Below are 19,032 nucleotides of genomic sequence, written 5' to 3' on the forward strand. Positions count from 1 at the left end.
GCTCCTTCTCTGTTACGTCCGCGAGATGCATCTATCAACTTGAGCATTGGTCGGTAGCTTAATAATGGACCCGACAATGATCTCGGGAAGGTTGGCTTTTTTGATGGGCAGCTCCGCGACGGGTGGAGGTCCGATAAAAATTAGAACGAGACCTCCGCGAGCGACGTGACAACGTCGAAGTCCACGCCTAACGTGTCAAAGTGCTTTCGGCCGCAAGCAATCTTCTGGTTCTCCTTCGTGCGCCGCTCCTCGTTGTCGAGAGTGCTCTTGGTCTCCCGGACTAAATAAAGCCTCTCGTCGCGCTCGGTCACGAAGGCCCAGTCGGGGTTGTAGGTGCCGATCGGTGTATCGATCTTGAACCACGAGGGCAGCTTTACGAACAGTTTGACGTTCTCATTGCTATCGAGATCGCGAGCGAATTGTTTCTCAACCTCTGACTCGTACTCGATAGCATCGAACAGCGCCTTTTCGCGGTGCTTTACCTCATAGAGATTTGACAGATAGCGGATGATGCCCTTTTCGACATCCTGCTCTAGTCTGCTCTGCTCCCAGAACTGACCGGCCACTTTCTCATATTTGATGCCCTCAAGCATCAGGTCATGCAGTGCCCGGGAGACTTCCTTGGCTACGGCAGCCATGAAGGCCTGCGGATTGATCTTGAACTCCGCCAGTCGCCCTGAAAGTTTCAGTATCTCCGCCAGCGTGTGCCTGGTGAGTTCAGTCTCCTTCTGGAGGAACGCCAGAATATCCGGCAGCACCTTGACCTGCTCCATTTCGCGCACGCGCGTAGCTATCTGCTTGTCGGCGGCAACCCCGGCATCGGTGATCTCTACCTCAACGACGGTGGTGGCAACGCGGGGTGCCTTGATAGGCCCAATGAGTTTTATACGCGCGAGCGCACGCTCGATCAGATCGGCGGTTTCGAATGTTACGCGGTATCGGGTCCGGTGCTTGATCTTGTCCCATAAGGCCTGGAATTCTGCGCTGAGCTGCACTTCTTTCCGAAACTTCAGTTCGCGCCGGTCCCGCGCATTGACAATCCGGTTTTTGAAAAGCTTGCCATTAATTTCATCCACGATCTCCGCCTTCAGGTCCAAAAACTCGGCGGATAGCTTCAGGTCAAAATGGGGATTCTTGGGATCGAATTTCTCCAGAATGTCTCCGGCACCATTCAGGTAGCCATTTGAAACAAGCTCATTCCAAAGTTGGACTGACGCATCCTGTCCGAGAACGCTATCCGCACCATCTTCGGAACGGAACACCAGTTTGGCAAAAGCGATCTTTTCGACCCGTCCGAACCGGATTCCGAAATCCTCCTCGAACTCCGACTGCAGGGTGCGGGCGAATTCCTCGTACGATTCGTTGGCGATGACGGTCAGGCGGTTGACTGTTTCGTCATGAACGCGCTCGCCCGCCTCATTGACCGGCAGGCGCAAGCCGCGCCCGATTTCCTGCCGCTTCCTCTCGACGGATTGAGACTCGTTCAAGGTGCAGATTTGGAAAACATTCGGATTGTCCCACCCCTCGCGTAACGCAGAGTGCGAGAAGATGAATCGCAGGGCGACGTTCGGATCGAGCAGCCGTTCCTTGTCCCGCATAATGAGACTGTAGGTGTCGTCATCATCGGCAGTGTTGCCACGAGTGTCCTTCGCACGGCCATGCTTGTCCTGCGAGAAATACCCGTTGTGGAGATCAGCCACTTCAAAGGATATCAGGCCCTTGTAGATTGGCTTGGCGGTCAGCTCCCGATAAGCCTCCTCAAACCACTGCCCAATCTTCCCCAAACTTGTCGTGCCGTCATCATTATAGACGCGATAGTTGGCTACCTTGTCGATGAAGAAAAGGGAAAGAACCTTGATGCCCTTTCCCTTGAGGGCGCGCTCTTTCTTCAGATGCTGTTCTACGGTCTCATAGACCTGAGCCTTCATAATATCGGCTGCCTGACCGCCAGCTTCCTGACCAAGCTCTAGGAACCGGCCCTGATTGAATTCGACGTATTCTGATCCGGGTGTGCTATCGATATTCTGCACGATATAGCCATTGCGATAGGCCTCGCGCTCGTCGGATTTCACGAACAGATCGTCGCCCTGTTTCACCCACAGCTTTGCGATTTTGAGACCCGACGGCCCCTCTTTATGGATTTCGATCCGGGCACGGATACCGTTGGTGTTTTCCGTGCCGATCAACTTCACGTAAGCGTCGTTGAAATTTTCGTCGGAACGGACAGAAGCCACTTCGATCCGCTTTACAAGGCGAAGGTCATAAGCTGTGATCGGGTCCAGCTTGTAGAGAAGGTTATAGGGGTTGCGGTGCGTGGCGCTGTAGCGCAGCGTGGCCATGGGATTGAGGTTGCGAATAGCGCGCCGCGACTTGTCGGTCGTATCCACGCTTTGAGGCTCGTCAATAATGACAATCGGATTGGCAGCCTGAATAAATTCGATCGGACGGCGACCAGACATACGATCGTTTTCACGGTTGATGATGTTGAGCTTTTTGAGCTCGTCGTCCGTCATATCCGCGAGGTCCTTATCAGCCACATCCTTCTGGAAGGACTGGATGTTTATGACCATGATCTGAATCTGGTTGCTGCTCGCGAACTGCCGCACTTTTCCCAAGCGTTTCGAGTCGTAGACAAAGTGATCAAACGGCACTTTATCGAACAGCGTTTGAAAATGCTCTTTCGTAACGTCGACGCTCTTCAGCACGCCTTCACGGATAGCAACGCTTGGCACCACGACAATGAACTTCTTGAAGCCGTATACCTTGTTCAGTTCGAAGATCGTTCGGAGATAGACGTACGTTTTTCCGGTTCCAGTTTCCATCTCGATCGAGAACTCGCGCCCGGCAAGCGCCGCGACTTTCTCGATATCGTTAGCTTCTTGAATTGCCCTGACGTTCGTCAGAATATCGTCGTCGCCAACTGTGAGCCTATTGGCCATCCCGAGCTCGGTCTGGAACAATCCGCCGGTCTGCAAGGACTGAAACGCCATCGCTTCAGTTTGAGCAAATAACTGTCCGTTGAAGGCGCCTATGACAGCCGCAACCGCGTCTTGCTGATATTGAAGGGAAGGATCAAACTTCAGTTTCACAAAATCTTACCTTAGATTGTTTGGAAACGCATTTCAGACGCGCGCGCTTCGCTTTGCGCCTTAAACGACTGAACAGCATTTGCTTTAAGCTCATCACTGCCATTGAAGCCGACATCGAGACAAATCACTTGGAATGGATTGAGGCATATAAGTGCATCTATTAGATTTTCCGTGATTTTTCTCTCAAGGCATATGAGAAGAGCGCCATCTTCAACTGAGTAAACTTTTGCGCCAACACAGTCTAAGATTTTATACTGCGTGCTTAGAGGAAAGCCGGACCGCAACATCAATTCGAAAAACAATGCCTCATCGTCGCCAGACCCGTCGAGAGTCGTGACGTGACTCTCAAGTCTTTCGATCATATCATCGGCCGTTACATTTCCATCCCAAAGCTTGAGCCTTGACGGACCAAGTCTAAACATGCGGAAGGCGTGCAATTCTTTATCCGATCTATTAGATCCTACAGCGGACTTAAGGCGCTTAAGCATTGCGTCCGCCAAGGTTATATCTTGAGCAGGCAGACGCTCAGGAAATTCTACCAGGAGGAAAGCTGGAACCGACGCCCCCTCAGCTTCGAGATCAAATATGGCTTCGCCTAACGAGCCAGTTCCCGCATTACAATCCAGAACAAGGTCTTGTTCCCCTACATTCGCTATGCTGAGCAGGTGCTTCATCAGGCGTTTAGGCTTTGGTGATAATTTTAGCTCTGGCAGATGTTGCCTAAGTTCTTTGGTCGCCTCATCAGTGTGCCCAACTTCTTCATGCTGTAGAATTGTCTTGGGCATCGCGCCCTGCCGAATCTCAAATAGATACTTCTTCTTGGCAGGGATGGAATTTTGACCATCCGCCCCCCACCACAAGCGGTTTTCTTCAACGTTTTTTTCGTGCTCAGACTTCGAGCAAGCCCATACTCGCGTTTTCTTGGGAAACAACTGCTTTCCTGTCGTGGGGTTTACCACAGGGTAGTAAAGTGTAGGTCTCTCCTCAGCAGTGTAGCGGCACGTGTAATCGGCGGCTTTCCATGGCCCGCGAGGGTCACTATCAGGATTGGTATACCGTCCGGACTGTGCCTCAGTCATGGGAAGCAAACCGGCTGCAAAGTCCTCAGAGCGTCGATAACAAAGTATGTTCTCGTGTACGTAACCGATATCCTTTGTATCAGGCGGGGGCGAATAACGCTTCTCCCACACAAAACTGCAGACGAAATTCTCCTCACCGAAGATTTCATCCATAATTGCCCGAAGGTGATGAGCTTCATGATCATCAATGGATACGTAGATTACGCCATCAGCTGTGAGCAAATTCCTCGCTAAGAAAAGCCTCGCGTAGATGTAGTTAAGCCAACTTGAATGATCGGCCCCGGCTGACATTCCTTGCCCATCAACGAAATCACTTCCGCTTACATAAGACTGATAATTTTCAAATGAGTTTCCGGTATCATTGAACATCAGTTCTCCGCCAATATTGAATGGCGGATTCATGTAAATCATTTTGATTCGACCGAAATACGACTTCTCAAGAAGCTTCATTACTTCCAGGTTTTCGCCTTCGATTACAGTATGGCGCGCCTCAGCGAACTTGATTGACGCGCTCTGGTCCGGCAGGAGGGCTCCGGATGCAGGACGTTGGATTATGCTGAGAAGCTCCGACTTACCCCGCCAATCGAAACGAAAGCGATTGACGCCGGGCGAGATGACATCGTTTGCAAACAGATCAGCAATTAAGTCGGAAAGGACTTTTCCGTCGATGCGTTCGCCATCAAGAAGAGCTGTGAGAGCGTCTATCCTAGGTCGTATGCCTGCAGCTGGTGCCTTATTCACCGTCATTGGCTTCTCCATAAAAATCCGAATCCTCCAACCCATTCCGATAACTGAGTAAATCTTCGTGCATGACTGCTAGGGCGGCGAGACTGTCGCCGCGAGAAGGATGGAGTTTCCCTCCACGATCTAGGGTCTGCTTGTACAAGGTATCGAAGAGTTCGCTTGGCATGACAGCGCCTGAACGCACTGAACGAACAATTAGACCCGCAGATGCCTGGGCAGACAGCGGTGTATGACGTTTGTTATCCAAGAAGTCGGCAAGATTGGATACTTTGTGGGTTGGCTTATGGTCTATTGACCATTCAAGGCCGCTTTCAATTAATCCCGATGCGGACCTGAGCGCAAAGCCACTTTTGATGCCCGCTGGCGGCCGCCGTTCCATGATACTCGCGACAACAAATTGTCCTACAGGCTTAGCTACTGCGTTTCCGGCCATTCTCAATAGCGTAGATGGCACGAAGTCGGATAGCTGAATATCAGAAAAGCCTTGAAGAGCCAGATTCTCGCCGACAGTGAGCTTTCGTGCCGTTATGCCATCGAAAACAGCAACGGTGCCGCGCCCCTTGTTGTCCGTACCACCTACTTTCAATGCGGGGACATATCCCGTCGAAAAGCAAATGGAACGTTTTCCTCCGGTCCAGTAGAAGCCGTGGACATCCAAGGTATCGCCTACAGACGGAAGCTCTGGAATTTGAGAGTGCAGAGCCTGCGCGTAGGCAGGGTCCTTCGAAGCTACGATGAATAGTCGGCTTCTGTCTTGTGGCAATCCGAATTCACGAGCATTTAACATTCGCCAGGACACGTAGGGAAAACCGTGCTCACGCACGGCTTGCTTCACCAACTCAAAATCCTTGCCCCCATTTATGGTCAATAAGTTTGGGACATTTTCGCCAATTAACGTGTGCGCGCCAGATGCTTTAGCTACTCGCAGCATATCGAAAAAGAGGCTGGAGCGGTTTCCGCAAAGACCTACTTGATTTCCCGCTGAGCTTAGGTCCTGGCATGGCCATCCTCCGACCACGAAGGACGCTGCTGGTGGGGCGGCGAGTGTCCGGATGTCACCGTGAATTGGTGTCGATCTAGTAAGCTCTCGGTCACTTATAACTCTATGGCAGTCTTTGTCCTGCTCACAGAACAGCACTGGCGGAATAGAAGGATGCTCTAGGCCGCCAATCCCACTAAATAGGCTCAGATACGAATAGCTGCTTTCGACTTCACTCGTGCCAGCCAGACTTTTCGTTTTGTGAGTCATATGATCCCAAATCTTATTGTAAAAAGCTCCTCGTCGGACACAGCCTGCGATAAACGCTCTTCCACCTGATCCAGAAGACCATCCTTCTGAACCTCAATATCCTTGGCGGCGGCGTCATACGCGCGCCACGCCTCATCACGCTGCGTTTCCAATACGCGCGCTTTGCGCTGCAATGCCAGCTTCTCCGGCAAGTTGCCAGTCTGACGGACATCTTTTTTGAGCGACTTGATCTGCTCATCGAGGTCCTTCAAGTCCGCTTTCAAGCCTGCGCGGCGATCCTCCGCCCAATTGTCGAGCTTGTCGATTTCCTCATCGAACCAAATGGATTGACGGCGGGCCATCTCGTCTAAGATGGTCTGACGCTCATTATCGATGGTCGCCTTCACGCTCTCGGGCAGTTGAAAGTCGCCCATGCTTTTTTTGTGGGACGGCATTTCAAACAGGCGCATTGCTGCGGCGGAGTCCAGTCGCGCACCGTCATCAGTCATCGCTGCGATTATCAGGTGATCCTGATCATCGGAACCGCGCACCAAAAGCTTGTGCGCAACGAGAGTTCCCGATCGTCCGATGAAGGGCGCGATGGCAACAGCCGTCTGCGGCCAGGCCGTGTAGTCGAAGATAAGCTCGGCACCGTTCAACTGGCGTGATGCTGCAAGCGAAAGAAGATATTGAGCCAACGGATGGCCCAGACGATACCTGTGGCCGTCAATCCCCTGCTTCGACAGGAAATAGCTGCCGGCGGGTGCATCAACACCGTCTGGCCGTGCTTTGAGCATGAACGTCAGGTAGTCGTCGTCGAATTTGGCACTTTTGCCTAGCTCATGTTTTGTGACCGCCCAAAGCATACGCTCATAGCGGTCGATGTACGACTTGCTCTGCGCCATATTGATTTTCAGGCGGTCATGTACCTCGGCATCGAAGTTTTCTAGGAGTTTGCGACGCGTGTCTTCCATCGTGACAGAGATGTTCACCTCCATCTCTCCGCGCAGCCGCTCGAACGCGTGTTCGATGTCAGCCTCGGACCGACACGTCTGATAAATTGAGACAATACGCTTCTCGAACTCGATGCCGGATTCGATCGCCCCAAGCACCTCGTCACTCGCCCCGAACACGCCGGAAAAGAGCTTAAATTTTTCAGCGAGCAGTTCGTATACTCGCTGATCAGCTGCATTGTTCTTGTTCAGGAAGTTGACGACTACAACGTCGTGCCGTTGGCCGTATCGATGACACCGTCCAATGCGCTGCTCAATGCGCTGAGGGTTCCACGGGAGGTCATAGTTGACCACCATCGAGCAGAACTGAAGGTTGATGCCTTCAGCGGCCGCCTCGGTGGCGATCATGATACTAGCCTTCTCGCGGAAATACTCGACGAGCGCAGCACGCATGTCGGCAGTCTTAGAACCGGTGATCCGGTCGGTGCCCTTATGGCGCTCAACCCAGGAATTATAGATTGCTTTCGACTGGAGGTCGGAATTTGAGCCGTTGAACAGGACCAGCTTGCCATCGTAGCCATTGTCTGACAGCAGCCGTACGAGATAGTCCTGAGTTCGCCGGGATTCCGTGAAGATAATGGCATTCTCGGCGCTTCCCAGTTCTTGCGCTTTCTCGAAACCGGCGCGTAACGCGCTTAGCAATGCGACGCCTTTAGCGTTCTCGGCGATTGAAACCGCCAGATCGCGGAACGCGCGAAGATCGCTAATCTCCTGGCTGATGTTGGCGATATCGACTTCTGAAAGAAGCTCCGGCTCGTCGCCTCCCTCCGGCGGCCACTCGTCGGCGGAGTCGTCATACTCCTCGTAATCTTCTGCGATTTCTTCGACCAGCTTCTCTCGCACGGTCGTGTCGTCTCGAAGCTGCCGCTCCAGTTTTCTCGCTAGAGAATCTAGCGCTCCGGCAATGGCAAAGGTCGAAGATGCCAGAAGCTTGCGCATGATGAGCGTCATCAGGGTGCGCTGGCTCGATGGCAGGGCCTGCAACTCCGGACGCCGTAGATAGTCAGACACCATGTCGTAGAGTGCCTGTTCCGGCTCGCTCGGCACAAACTCCTGTGTGATGGGGATGCGATTGGTATAGCGAATATACTCCAGGACCTGGCGACGGAGGGTTCTGTGGCAAACCGGTTTGAGGCGCTCTTTAAGCTCGTCGAACTGCTCGTCACCCGTTATGCGGGCGTATTGCGACCGGAAGCTTTTGGCGTCCCCAAACGCATAATCATCGATCAAGCTCACAAGGCCATAAAGCTCCATCATTGAGTTTTGCAGCGGCGTTGCCGTCAAAAGGACTTTGGGAGCATTGGCAAGCGCGGTTTTTAGGGCGCGTCCGATGCGATTATCCGGCCGGTAGACATTGCGCAGGCGGTGCGCCTCATCGATGACAACCAGGTCCCACGGAATGACCATGAGCTCGTCGGCCCACCGCGCTGCAAACTGGAAAGAGCAGACGACGATAGCCTTCTGCTCGAATGGACAACGCACTCCCGACTTCGCCAGCTTGTTGTAGTTTTTGGCTTCCAGAATCATCGACGGCAGGAAGAACTTTTCTTCAAGCTCCTGCGACCATTGTTTGCGCAGATTTGCGGGCGTAATGATCAGGATGCGCCGCTGCCCCTGCGTCCATTTTTGCGCAATCACAAGTCCGGCCTCGATCGTCTTACCCAATCCCACTTCGTCTGCCAGGATTGCCCCTTTGGATAGCGGTGATTTAAATGCGAAGAGAGCTGCTTCGACTTGATGAGGGTTAAGGTCCACCTGGGCGTCAAGCAAGGCCGCCGCGAGCTTCCTAGCATCGGCAACGGAATGCCGTCTACTCAGTTCGTGCGCGTATAGCTTTGCGTGATAGTCAGTGGTCAACTTTCGTCCCTATTCATCCGTGAGCTGCTTGGTCTAGCCTCAATTACACTGCGATCAAACCGCCAATATTATCCCCCACTTTGAAACCCGGAATTGCTGCCTTGGCAACCAGCTTCTGCGCAGTCTTTTCGTTCATCTTAAGCAGTGCGGCAACATGCCGGACATGAGCATTTCAATCCATGTCCCAGATTTCCCCGTGAATCGCGCAGCGAACATAGAGAAAACACGAGAACGTTGGAAAGAAGAGATGCTTGCTGGTTTAAAGTTGATTAAATGAGTTCGCAATGTGCAAATGTGGAAACACTATGTCACCACGCATTATGGGACGGGGGCTTGAGGTTGTATCCATTCCTAGGTTGCACCTGAAGCGACAGGTCACTTCAGGTGTAGGAGATGAAACTGTAGCGCTGAAGAAATCCCGTCGTTCGTGTTCGAACGCCCAGCGGCCCGGCTGTCGCCGCTCGCCGTCTCCTCCCCTTCGATTACTTTCTCAAGCGTCTTCGGTTGCATGCACAAATTTAGCCGCATGTTGATGTAGACTGAAGCCGGTCGCCTGAATGCTCACCCACCTGTTCACAGCATACCCCACGCCCGAAACCTCCCCCTCCCCGTCATCTCTCTAAGACCCAATTCCAAAACAATCCGCCGCGCCGCCTGCGGCGTGACCTCGAGCGTCTTCGCCACCATCCCGGCCGACACCAACGGTTTCGCCATCACCAGCTCGACCAGCTCCGGCAGCTTTGACGATGTGCGGCGCCCCTCCAGCTTCCGCTCCATCATGTTTCTCGCCAGCCCCAGCCGGTCATGTTCCTTCAGCCCGATCTCGGCGGCCGCGACCAGGCCGTGGGCGACGGCGAGCAACCGGGTCTCCCGATCACGATGCCGGCGCCGATCGACGGGAATGGTTTTCAGGCCAAGATTGATGGCGGTGAGATGGGCACCGGTGGTGACGCTGGCCTCGCGGAGGATGGAGGCGGCCAGTAGCCGGCCGAGCCAGGGCGCATGCTGCAGCACGGCCAGCTCATTCCAGGCATCGAGGGCGACGATCGCCTGCAACACTGCCGGTAGGCTTTCGGCCTGCCGCAGCACGCCGCGCCATTCCTCCAACCGGGCGTCTTCGTCCCAGTCGAGATCATAGACCAGCGGATCGGCCGGAGCCCGGCCGGGCTTTTTGGCTCGTTCGATCGCGGCGTTAGAGCGCGCGAGGATCGCATCGATCGCGGCATAGTCGACGCCGGGCAGATCTTTGACGTCGTCACCATCATCCCCCTCCCCTTTCCCTTTCCCTTCCCCTTCCGCGTCGATCGCGACAGCCGCCAGAATAACTCCGGCCGTCGTAGCCTCGTCCCCGCCGCTCGACCCGATCTCTGAGGTCTTCCGCAGAGAGCGGATGCCGTCGGCAGAGAGCGCCCAATCCGGGAATTGGCCGGCGATCCGCCGGCGCGTTCGCAACACGTCGCTGGCGATTGTCAGCTCATGGGTGGGTGTGCGAATATCCTTCGTGGCGTCGTGGAGGACGAGGTCTTCGAGATGGACGAGTTCGCCGTCGATCCACAGTGAGGCGCAGGCGTCGGTGAACTGGGATCGTTCGATCCATCCCTGGCCGATCGGTGAACGGGCGATGCGCTCGTCGAGACGCGCCAGAGCGACACCGGCGTCAAAAGCCGGTCGCATCAAGGCTGTCATGCTGATTTCCGCGAGATCATAAGCCATTGAAATCATGGTAAATGATCTCCTAAAGGAACTCTATGCCGAAATTGAGGTTCTTCACATGGTATGCTTGCCGGTTGGGTTGCTAACCATCGATAAGTACCCCTTATCGAATCTTATGCGTACGTTCTGATTGTACGTTCTGATGTAGCATGATATAGTCGCGCCGATAATGAATTCGGAGCTCACCATGCCCCAGACCAGCTACAAGATCAGCGAAGCCCGCAAGAATTTTGCGGAAGTTCTCGAGCGTGCCAATCAAGGCGAGGAAATTGTCATCATGCGCGGCAACGAGGTCTATGCCCGCATTGGACCCGCTGCCGATGGCAATAAGCGTCCCTTTGGCCTTTTGCGCCATCGTGGCCTTCCCGACGACCTGTTCGGCACTGTTGATGCCGAGCAGGCTGCGATCGACGCAGGCGACTGGAACGACGAGACCGGTGTCTGGCAGGACAAGCCTGGCGAAACAGCGCAATGAAGATTCTGCTCGATAGTCATGCGATCTACTGGTGGGCCATCGGTAGCGACAGGCTTTCAGCACGGGCACGCGCGCTGATCGAGGACAAGACGAATGTCGTCCTCGTCAGCGCCGTTTCGTTCTATGAGCTGGATAACAAGATGCGGCTGAACAAGCTCGACCTGAAGCCACAGGAGTTGCGGACAGCCGTGACAGCCAGTGGCCTGCAAACTCTTGCCATAACCGATCTGCACGCCGAGCTTGCTGCAAGCTTTGACTGGGACCATCGAGACGCCTGGGATCGCATTCTGGCTGCACAGGCAAGACTGGAGCACTGCTCGCTGATTTCAACGGATGTCGTGTTCGACGCTGTGCTGAATGAGCGGATCTGGTGAGGCAGGAATGAAAGTGTTTGTCGAGATAGCAGAGGCGGCTGAACGGCTTGAGGATCTGATTGAGCTGGCACTCCTTGGTGATGAGATCGTAATCTGTAGAGACGGGACGCCGGCTGCCACCTTCATACCGATCGAGAAAAAAGAAGGGGCGATGGACAGGTTCATGGCTCTTGCTGCAGAAGGTCGCAAGAATGTTCCAGTCGGCACCACATCCAACCACGATGATTTTTATGATGAGCATGGATTGCCAATATGAGTGGTCTTGATCGCCGCCTGCGTGAGCTCGACACGATTGCAGCGGTCCTGCCGCTCGAACGTCGCGACGAACTTGCCGAGCTTTTGACCGATCAAGATATCGAGACGCTTCGCCATCTGGTCAATGAGGGCATGGGTGCCAACACGCTGCGAGCACTGACGTCAGACCTTGCCTATCTTCAGGCCTGGTCGCTCGCGGCAACCGGAGCCTCCCTACCCTGGCCGGCACCTGAAGCTCTCCTGCTCAAATTCGTTGCCCATCATCTGTGGGATCCCGAAAAGCGTATCAGTGATCTGGGTCACGGAATGCCGCAGAACGTCGATCATCTTCTGCGCGAGCAAGGGTTTCTGAAATCCATCGGCCCTCACGCACCCGACACGGTCCGCAGGCGGCTGGCAAGCTGGTCGACGCTGACGAAATGGCGCGGCCATCAAGGGGTATTCTCCTCCCCTGCCCTCAAACAAGCGATCCGACTGTCTGTCCGTGCCATCCCTCGTCCGCGAAAACGCAAAAGCGCAAAAGCCGTGACCGGCGACGTGCTGGCGAAATTGCTGGCGACCTGCAGCACCGATAGCCTGCGCGATGTCCGTGACCGGGCAATTTTGATGGTGGCGTTTGCGTCCGGTGGTCGTCGACGCAGCGAAATCGCTGGGCTGCGCAAAGAGCAGTTGACCGTCGAGCCCCCGATTGTGCTCGACAACGCCCCTCCCCTCCCCTCGCTCTCCATTCACCTCGGCCGGACAAAAACGTCTGGAAGTGAAAACGATGACGTTGTTTATCTAACGGGTCGGCCTGTCGATGCATTGAATGCATGGATGACGGTCGCACGCATCGACAGCGGAAGTATTTTTCGCAAGATCGATCGCTGGGGAAATCTGTCGAAACATGCGCTGGAGCCGGGCGCCATCAACGCGATCCTGAAACAGCGTGTGATACTGGCCGGGCTGGAGCCGGGGGAGTTTTCCGCTCACGGGCTGCGATCCGGATATCTGACGGAAGCCGCGAACCGGGGCATCCCCCTCCCCGAGGCCATGGAGCAATCACGCCATCGTTCCGTTCAACAGGCATCCAGCTACTACAACAATGCCACACGGCGCAGCGGTCGAGCCGCAAGAATGCTGTGACGAAAAGGCTCGGAATTTAATATATGACAATCCTGTTCAAAACGACGATCACTGAAGACAAGGCATTTGCAAAGATTGAGGAAGCGCTGAACACCGGTCGCGAGTATGATGGCTATTTCAGTGTCGCCGACGATGACGGCGAGACGCCTCTGTCATGGGGTCCCTCAATGAGCGGTGAAAAATTTCTCGCAAACGTCCGAGAAATGCTGGAAGTGACGTGGAAAGCAGCCCGGTTTTGGGTTGTCTATGACCGTCGAGAGGATCGTGGAGATCCTGACGCCATCGCGATGCGCAATGCAGCATTTCGTATCACTCGCGGCTATAACGGCGTCATCGTCGCTTCGTTAAGTCTCCTGGGACGGAAAGACGCTTTGCAAGATCTCGAACTGATTTTCGTCTGTTTCAAAGAAGATTTCCAGCGCCGTAACTTTAGAATTCGCTTTGAGAACAAACCTATTACACCCCAATGATGCGGAGCCAGCTTTGCACCGACTTATTGAAAAACTCGTTGGATTGGCTGCTAATCCTCCCGTTTTTTGGGGTGGACCACCATGATGATCTGGGCTGTCGAGCAACAGCTGGTGCCCGGTTTCAGCTTGGTCAATTTGATCTTGACGTTTTGGCTGGATCCACAAACACCAGCACGTTGAAGCCCTCCCCTGCATCGAAGCGGTTGTCATCCAGAAGGTCGTTGCCCTGCGCTTCCATAAACCACTTTGCCGTATCCGCATCGTAAAGCTCCGCAATCGTCGCCTCGATCCTCGTTTTGACCTCGCTCAAAGCCTCAAGCTTGCTGAGCTTTCGTGTATTAACCTGCACAAGCTTACGTTTGGCAGACTTGCCCGCATCGGATACGAACACCGAGAGCCTGTTATGATGGTACCGCTTGACGCGAACTCGTAGCCGTTTCGGTCGCGTCCTGTCGAATTCATCGTTGATCACCTGAATGCGTGCCTTGATCTCGTCATCCGTGAGATGGGTTTCAGGCATGACATCGCTAACCGGAATGAGATCATCGGCAAAATGCTCTTCCGCCACGTCGGCTGCGTGTTGGGCATAGGCCAGATGCGTGACGGGCAAAGCAGCCAGCCAATTTCGCCGCTGGGCAATGGCCATTGATTTCGCGGCCTGCTCTCCGAACTTCGACACGGAGAAGTTTTCTCGCTTAACGCTCTCGTTGGTGGTCAGCATTGCCTGCCAGACATCGCCCTCGCGGGTCTCAACCCGGCGCACTCCGGAGATGCCACTCTTATTGTTCTTACGCAGGAGAACGGCCTGTTCGTGATTGGTGGCGGGAGGTATGGCTTCGATGATGGCGTCACGATAGGCGCGTGCCGCAATATAGGCAGCATCATCGCTACCGTAGATACTGTCCTTGAACAGCCGCACGATCTTGTGCCCGCGCCGTCTCAGGCTCACCCACCAGCCAGCACCCCGGCGTTCGTTGGCCTCTTCGCGGTTCAGTCCATAGCCATCGGCATCATGCTTCGTCTGCGGGCTATGGGCCTTCATGCGTCTTTTGGGCAATGTGCTGTCCATATCAACAAGCGCCATGAGTGCGTCCCATCCAAATCATTTCACTTGAAATTAGATTGTAGATTACGGCGGGTTTGGGACTGCGGAACAATTTTATGTCGATATGGTTGTACAAAAGGCGAAAGCTCCTTGCTTTTGCCACAATGATTGATTGCATTCCGTGCAGATTTTGACAGCTGATTGATATTTTGTCCCATCCGATCACCGGGGTTCCCCATGACCGACCAGCCTTCTTCCGCCGATTTCATCCAGGCCAGCCGTGTTTTGAAGGTCAAGTCGCCACTCGGCGAGGACCAATTGCTGCCGGAGCGGATGTCTATCAATGAGGGCGTCTCGCAGCTTTTCGAGATACAGCTGAATGTCCGTGCCAAGAAGGAATCGGTTAAGCCGGAAGAGCTGATCGGTCGTCTGGTCGATGTCTCGGTCGAGGTGCAGCAGGGTGATGGCGAAGAGGGCAGCGGTGTCCGCCGTCCGTTCAATGGTCTGGTGACAGACCTGCATGAGGGACCACCCATCACCCGCGGCCTGCGCTCCTACGCCATGACCATCCGTCCACAGATGTGGCTGCTATCTCGCCGTTCCGATTGCCGTATCTGGCAGAACAAGACCTCTATCGATATCGTCGAAACGCTATTTTCCGAACACGGCATTCCAGCACCGGATACGTCCGGGATCATCAAACCTCCGCCTGCACAAGAGTACAGCGTACAGTTCAACGAACTGGACCTTGATTACCTCTTACGTCGCTTTCAGGAGGACGGTCTTTTTTATTGGTTCAGCCACGAAGACGGGTCTCACAAGCTGCATGTGGCCGATACTGCCAATGGATGGCTTGGACCATCGCCCTCAGCACAGGGTGAAAGCAGAGTTAGATTGGCACAGGGCTCATCAGACCGCAACCACATCAATGACTGGGCACGACGCTTTTCCTATGTGCCCGGCCAGCGCGCCGGTGCAGACTGGAATTTTGAGACGCCGGGCATGGTCCCGGGCACGATGACACCATCGCTGGTGCAGATGCCAGATGCGACCAAGCGTGAGCTTTACGAATACCCGGCCCGGATCAAGACGGTGGAAGAGGCAGAGCGCGCTCAAAAGCTGCGAGCACAATCGATCGAGGCCGACCACGACCGCGTCTTCGGGGGATCGACCTCCCGCATCCTCGAAGCCGGTCGCCGCTTTACGCCGTACGAGGAAGCCCATCCCGAGCACGAATATGAAGAGCATGTGATCATCAGGGCAAGCCACACCATCGTGGACCGCTCCTATGAAACCAACAGCAACGAACCGGAATATCGCAACGCCTTCGAGGCCATTCCCGCTCGCGTACCGCTCACCCCTCACCGCACCACCAAGCGCCCGAAGATCGAGGGAACACAGGTGGCGATTGTTGCTGGGCCTGAGGGCGAGGAAATCCACCCGGATCAATATGGCCGCATCAAGCTGTGGTTCCCGTGGGACCGCAAGGCCAAGAAGGATGGCACCGATACATGCTGGGTGCGTGTTGCGCAGAATTGGGCAGGCGCCACTTGGGGTGGCCAGATCATACCGCGGATCGGTATGGAAGTGATGATTGCGTTTGTCGATGGCGATCCGGACCGTCCGCTTGTCACGGGCGTAGTACCGAATGCGCGACAAACGGTGCCATATGAGTTACCAGCAAGCAAAACAAAGAGCACGTTCAGAACTCAAACGCACAAGGGGCAAGGGTTCAATGAGCTAACCTTCGAGGACGAGAACAATAAGGAAGAAATATATATGCATGCTCAGAAAGACATGAACATGCATGTGCTTAACGATCGTTCAAAACGTGTTGAAAACGATCAACACGAATTTGTCGGTCGCGATAAGACGATGCAAGTTGGTGGCAACCATGAAGAGGTAGTGGCTGGCAACGTCTCAATCTCGGTTGGACGTAACAAACTGAGCGAACATCTTCTTTCGAAAACAACTAATTTGTTTAAAAGTCTAGGTGGTTTATTAGAAAAGTCACATATCCCAGATCCTCTGAATCTTGCAAAGGGTAATTTTCAGCTTTTTATTGAGAAAAACAAGTCGGAGATCGTACATCTTGGTTCGTCAGAAGTCGTAGGTGTCGCGAAATCTACGATCGTTGGTAACGTTCAGCAAACAACGGTCGGCCGTCAAAAAAGCTTGATCGTACGAGGTCGTTATGACGAAGACATTGGCAAGGTTCGCAAAATGCGCGTTGGAGAAGAACTGCTAATCCAAGTGGGTGAACATACTGAGATCCGAATGACAAAAGATGGGAAGGTACTCATAAAGGGAATATCGATTAAGCTGGAAGCCAGCAAAATCGATATGAACTAAAATGCCGACTACTAGTTCTTCTCAAAACTCCAGTCCAACTACGTCTGATCCAGTCGAGGATTGGAGTGTTCTGGACTATATTTACGCCGACGAGGATCCTATCCTTGGTGGACACGGGGCCTTGCCGCCTGTCGAAGCGCGAACCAGAGAGCGTGAAGATGAACTGAAGAGCTTACATGGAAAAGATATAGAGGCGCTAGGCATCCAACCGGCAGATAAGCTGGAGGAAAATTCTTCATCGAATGATCATGCCGCTTGGAGTCCAATTTCTAGTGGCTCGTTCGACATCAATGACGCTTCCGTTTTTCCGACGAGCACTGAGGCTGAAGACATCAAAGCGCTCGCCGACTATGCATCAAAGCTGGACGCCAATGCATTGGAAGGTGGTAAGCAAGAAGACGGAGACGAGAGTCCTTTAACGCTGAAGGCCGAGTCTAAAGGCGAGCGGAAATATGAAGGCCATCTGCCCTCTGGCAAGTCGACCACGGAAAATAAAGCCTCCCTAGAGGCAAAAGCAGAATACAAATTATTCGAAAAAAAATGGGCAGTGCACGAGCAGAAAGATACAGAAGGCTTTTATCAGAACCATCTCCGTGTGTTCGGTGCCGAAACGAAAGCTGTGGGTTCGGCTGGCCGGTTTATTGAGGATGGAAAAGCCGTCCAAGGAGCGAAAGTTGAGGCTAGCGCCAGCGCAAGCATGCTCGACTGGAAAAATAAGTTCAAAGGAGGGACCGCTCTTCCTCAAGAAATGAACGTCGACGTGACTGCGGTGAAAGCTGGAGCTAAAGTTAGCGGTGAAGCCACATTCAACAGGCAAGAGGGCGAGGCCACCCTTAAGGGTGAACTTGGTGCAGAAGCGATAATCCTAGAAATAACCGCAGATGGCAAAACGTCGATCGTGCCAGCCCGCTGGCTCGACGCGGCATGCAACCATACATGGCTTGGGCACTGGAAGTGGTCCCAAGAGCTTTGTCGTGCCGTCGAAGACGACACCTACGATTATGGTATCACGCTTGGTGGAACTGCTGGTGTAAGTACGGGTGCTGCGGCAAAATTTGAGGGCGGTTTAGAGAAGAAAAATGGTACATGGAAGTTTGGTGGGAAAAGTAAGGTGGCCGTTGGAGCGGGTGGAACCCTCGGCGGGACTATCGAAGGCGGAAAGATCGGCCGATGATTAGTCAAACCGCCAAAGGATGTTATGCAACTATTTTAATGTTGGCACTGATATTTGGTGTCGGAACGACGAAGGCGACTGACATGTCTAAGTGGGTTGGAGAAGAGGACGCGTTCAAAGCGACGCCTATATGCGACAAATCTGAGCTTAAAATAGCGATGCCTCCCTACTCCACGCAAAACATCATCTCTGCCGAGGATATGTGCGGGAAGGTCTACATCTTCACCGATAGTGACTCTGATGAGAGGATCGCTTTCGCTGGAGCATTGATTTTTAATCCCGTGATAGAAGCACAGAAATATCCCGCAGCACGGCGCCAGTTGATCGAAATGTTAGCGAAAACAGGCGGAGGGCCAAACCTGCATCTAGAGCTTTCAAGTCTTACATCCGAAAATCTGCAAGGTTTCTTGTTCGAACAGATTGAAATGCGTTCAAATGGTATCAAAGGTCCAGCCGGATCGATGACCTGGGATGTCGGTATCCGTGAGTTTGGTGAACAAACCGCAATCATCTTCAGCGGCGTGACAGATCTCGCAAAACAACAAGACACACTCACAGACGAAGAAAAAAAATCTGCGGTCGAGCTATTAGACGAACTTTCACGATGGAAGAACGAAAGCCTCAACCATCTCGTAAGCGGAACTAAATATCCCTGAGTGTACTAAGGAGTTTGACCTGCGCGCGACCGGCCATTGATGCATGTCGAATGATTGTGGGCTGATGTTGGCTCCAGGGTCGCAAGAATAAGATCAATCTTTAGGTGATGAACAGGATTTTGAAGCCATGAGCGATATGCCGGATCGTACGAAGTTTACACCCCATATGCTTCTCGGAGATGCAGAAGTCTGGAAGAAGCTAATAGCGCTCGCCGCCATGATCGACATTGAGCCTGGCTCCGGTGCGTTAATCGTGCGCAACGGCAAGTCCGTCCTGACTCTGCGGCCAGATGGGCATGTCAGCGTGCGCGGAGTCCGCATCTCGCAGACCGCCGAACGCGATATCGCGCTTGATGCCGCGACGATCAATCTCAACTGACGAG

The 19,032-nt window shown here is 53.8% G+C and carries 15 protein-coding genes; 9 read left to right on the plus strand and 6 right to left on the minus strand.

Annotated features, from left to right (window positions below):
- Positions 1-140: 140 nt before the first annotated feature.
- The 5 genes from RRU01S_RS20340 to RRU01S_RS20360 all read right to left on the minus strand — a co-directional run bounded on the left by RRU01S_RS20340 (position 141) and on the right by RRU01S_RS20360 (position 10,732).
- Complete coding sequence (locus RRU01S_RS20340; RefSeq protein WP_045232061.1) at positions 141-3,089, minus strand: restriction endonuclease; 2,949 nt, start codon at positions 3,087-3,089, stop codon at positions 141-143.
- An 11-nt stretch (positions 3,090-3,100) separates the two neighbouring features.
- Complete coding sequence (locus RRU01S_RS20345) at positions 3,101-4,915, minus strand: site-specific DNA-methyltransferase (RefSeq protein ID WP_045232172.1); 1,815 nt, start codon at positions 4,913-4,915, stop codon at positions 3,101-3,103.
- Positions 4,902-6,161 carry a DNA cytosine methyltransferase gene (locus RRU01S_RS20350; protein ID WP_081880144.1) on the minus strand — a complete coding sequence of 420 codons (1,260 nt, stop codon included), beginning with the start codon at positions 6,159-6,161 and terminating at the stop codon, positions 4,902-4,904. Before RRU01S_RS20350 ends, RRU01S_RS20345 begins: the two co-directional genes overlap by 14 nt.
- Positions 6,158-9,010 (minus strand): SNF2-related protein, encoded by a 2,853-nt coding sequence (locus tag RRU01S_RS20355; RefSeq protein ID WP_045232063.1) that lies wholly within the window; start codon positions 9,008-9,010, stop codon positions 6,158-6,160. The genes RRU01S_RS20350 and RRU01S_RS20355 overlap by 4 nt, the downstream gene beginning before the upstream one ends.
- 573 nt (positions 9,011-9,583) lie before the next feature.
- Entirely contained in the window at positions 9,584-10,732 is a 1,149-nt protein-coding gene (locus RRU01S_RS20360; protein WP_045232064.1) for an RHE_PE00001 family protein, read from the minus strand.
- Positions 10,733-10,910: 178 nt separating this feature from the next.
- Between RRU01S_RS20360 and RRU01S_RS20365 the strand changes: the two genes are divergently transcribed.
- The 5 genes from RRU01S_RS20365 to RRU01S_RS20385 are packed head-to-tail and all read left to right on the plus strand — an operon-like array spanning position 10,911 to position 13,422.
- Positions 10,911-11,198: a type II toxin-antitoxin system Phd/YefM family antitoxin gene (locus RRU01S_RS20365; RefSeq protein WP_045232173.1), complete on the plus strand. Its 288-nt coding sequence runs from the start codon at positions 10,911-10,913 to the stop codon at positions 11,196-11,198.
- Positions 11,195-11,572 carry a type II toxin-antitoxin system VapC family toxin gene (locus RRU01S_RS20370; RefSeq protein ID WP_045232065.1) on the plus strand — a complete coding sequence of 126 codons (378 nt, stop codon included), beginning with the start codon at positions 11,195-11,197 and terminating at the stop codon, positions 11,570-11,572. Before RRU01S_RS20365 ends, RRU01S_RS20370 begins: the two co-directional genes overlap by 4 nt.
- Positions 11,573-11,579: 7 nt before the next feature.
- A complete protein-coding gene (locus tag RRU01S_RS20375; protein ID WP_045232174.1) occupies positions 11,580-11,828 on the plus strand; it encodes a type II toxin-antitoxin system Phd/YefM family antitoxin in 249 nt (82 codons plus the stop codon).
- Positions 11,825-12,952 (plus strand): tyrosine-type recombinase/integrase, encoded by a 1,128-nt coding sequence (locus tag RRU01S_RS20380; protein ID WP_045232066.1) that lies wholly within the window; start codon positions 11,825-11,827, stop codon positions 12,950-12,952. The genes RRU01S_RS20375 and RRU01S_RS20380 overlap by 4 nt, the downstream gene beginning before the upstream one ends.
- Before the next feature lie 23 nt (positions 12,953-12,975).
- A complete protein-coding gene (locus tag RRU01S_RS20385; RefSeq protein WP_045232067.1) occupies positions 12,976-13,422 on the plus strand; it encodes a hypothetical protein in 447 nt (148 codons plus the stop codon).
- A gap of 130 nt (positions 13,423-13,552) precedes the next feature.
- Here the strand turns inward: RRU01S_RS20385 and RRU01S_RS20390 are convergent, their stop codons facing one another.
- Positions 13,553-14,506: a hypothetical protein gene (locus RRU01S_RS20390; protein WP_234902092.1), complete on the minus strand. Its 954-nt coding sequence runs from the start codon at positions 14,504-14,506 to the stop codon at positions 13,553-13,555.
- 198 nt (positions 14,507-14,704) lie between these two features.
- On the opposite strand from RRU01S_RS20390, the gene tssI reads away from it, so the two are divergent.
- The 4 genes from tssI (at position 14,705) to RRU01S_RS20410 (ending at position 19,028) form a co-directional block, all read left to right on the plus strand.
- The gene (gene tssI, locus RRU01S_RS20395; RefSeq protein WP_045232068.1) at positions 14,705-16,819 is read left to right on the plus strand and encodes a type VI secretion system tip protein TssI/VgrG; all 2,115 of its coding nucleotides are present in this window, start codon (positions 14,705-14,707) and stop codon (positions 16,817-16,819) included.
- 121 nt (positions 16,820-16,940) lie between these two features.
- Complete coding sequence (locus tag RRU01S_RS20400; RefSeq protein WP_131367809.1) at positions 16,941-17,993, plus strand: hypothetical protein; 1,053 nt, start codon at positions 16,941-16,943, stop codon at positions 17,991-17,993.
- Positions 17,990-18,649 carry a hypothetical protein gene (locus RRU01S_RS20405; protein WP_045232070.1) on the plus strand — a complete coding sequence of 220 codons (660 nt, stop codon included), beginning with the start codon at positions 17,990-17,992 and terminating at the stop codon, positions 18,647-18,649. Before RRU01S_RS20400 ends, RRU01S_RS20405 begins: the two co-directional genes overlap by 4 nt.
- A gap of 127 nt (positions 18,650-18,776) precedes the next feature.
- On the plus strand, positions 18,777-19,028 hold the full coding sequence (locus tag RRU01S_RS20410; RefSeq protein ID WP_045232071.1) for a hypothetical protein: 252 nt from the start codon (positions 18,777-18,779) through the stop codon (positions 19,026-19,028).
- Positions 19,029-19,032 lie beyond the last annotated feature (4 nt).

Origin of the sequence: Agrobacterium rubi TR3 = NBRC 13261, from assembly GCF_000739935.1 — a bacterium.
Classification (GTDB): Bacteria; Pseudomonadota; Alphaproteobacteria; order Rhizobiales; family Rhizobiaceae; genus Agrobacterium; species Agrobacterium rubi.

Coding starts and splice junctions, on each gene's coding strand:
- RRU01S_RS20350 (WP_081880144.1), bottom strand. CDS start 6,161: ATGACTCACAAAACGAAAAGTCTGGCTGGCACGAGTGAAGTCGAAAGC.
- RRU01S_RS20360 (WP_045232064.1), bottom strand. CDS start 10,732: ATGATTTCAATGGCTTATGATCTCGCGGAAATCAGCATGACAGCCTTG.
- RRU01S_RS20375 (WP_045232174.1), top strand. CDS start 11,580: ATGAAAGTGTTTGTCGAGATAGCAGAGGCGGCTGAACGGCTTGAGGAT.
- RRU01S_RS20370 (WP_045232065.1), top strand. CDS start 11,195: ATGAAGATTCTGCTCGATAGTCATGCGATCTACTGGTGGGCCATCGGT.
- RRU01S_RS20345 (WP_045232172.1), bottom strand. CDS start 4,915: ATGACGGTGAATAAGGCACCAGCTGCAGGCATACGACCTAGGATAGAC.
- tssI (WP_045232068.1), top strand. CDS start 14,705: ATGACCGACCAGCCTTCTTCCGCCGATTTCATCCAGGCCAGCCGTGTT.
- RRU01S_RS20365 (WP_045232173.1), top strand. CDS start 10,911: ATGCCCCAGACCAGCTACAAGATCAGCGAAGCCCGCAAGAATTTTGCG.
- RRU01S_RS20390 (WP_234902092.1), bottom strand. CDS start 14,506: ATGGCGCTTGTTGATATGGACAGCACATTGCCCAAAAGACGCATGAAG.
- RRU01S_RS20405 (WP_045232070.1), top strand. CDS start 17,990: ATGATTAGTCAAACCGCCAAAGGATGTTATGCAACTATTTTAATGTTG.
- RRU01S_RS20410 (WP_045232071.1), top strand. CDS start 18,777: ATGAGCGATATGCCGGATCGTACGAAGTTTACACCCCATATGCTTCTC.
- RRU01S_RS20385 (WP_045232067.1), top strand. CDS start 12,976: ATGACAATCCTGTTCAAAACGACGATCACTGAAGACAAGGCATTTGCA.
- RRU01S_RS20380 (WP_045232066.1), top strand. CDS start 11,825: ATGAGTGGTCTTGATCGCCGCCTGCGTGAGCTCGACACGATTGCAGCG.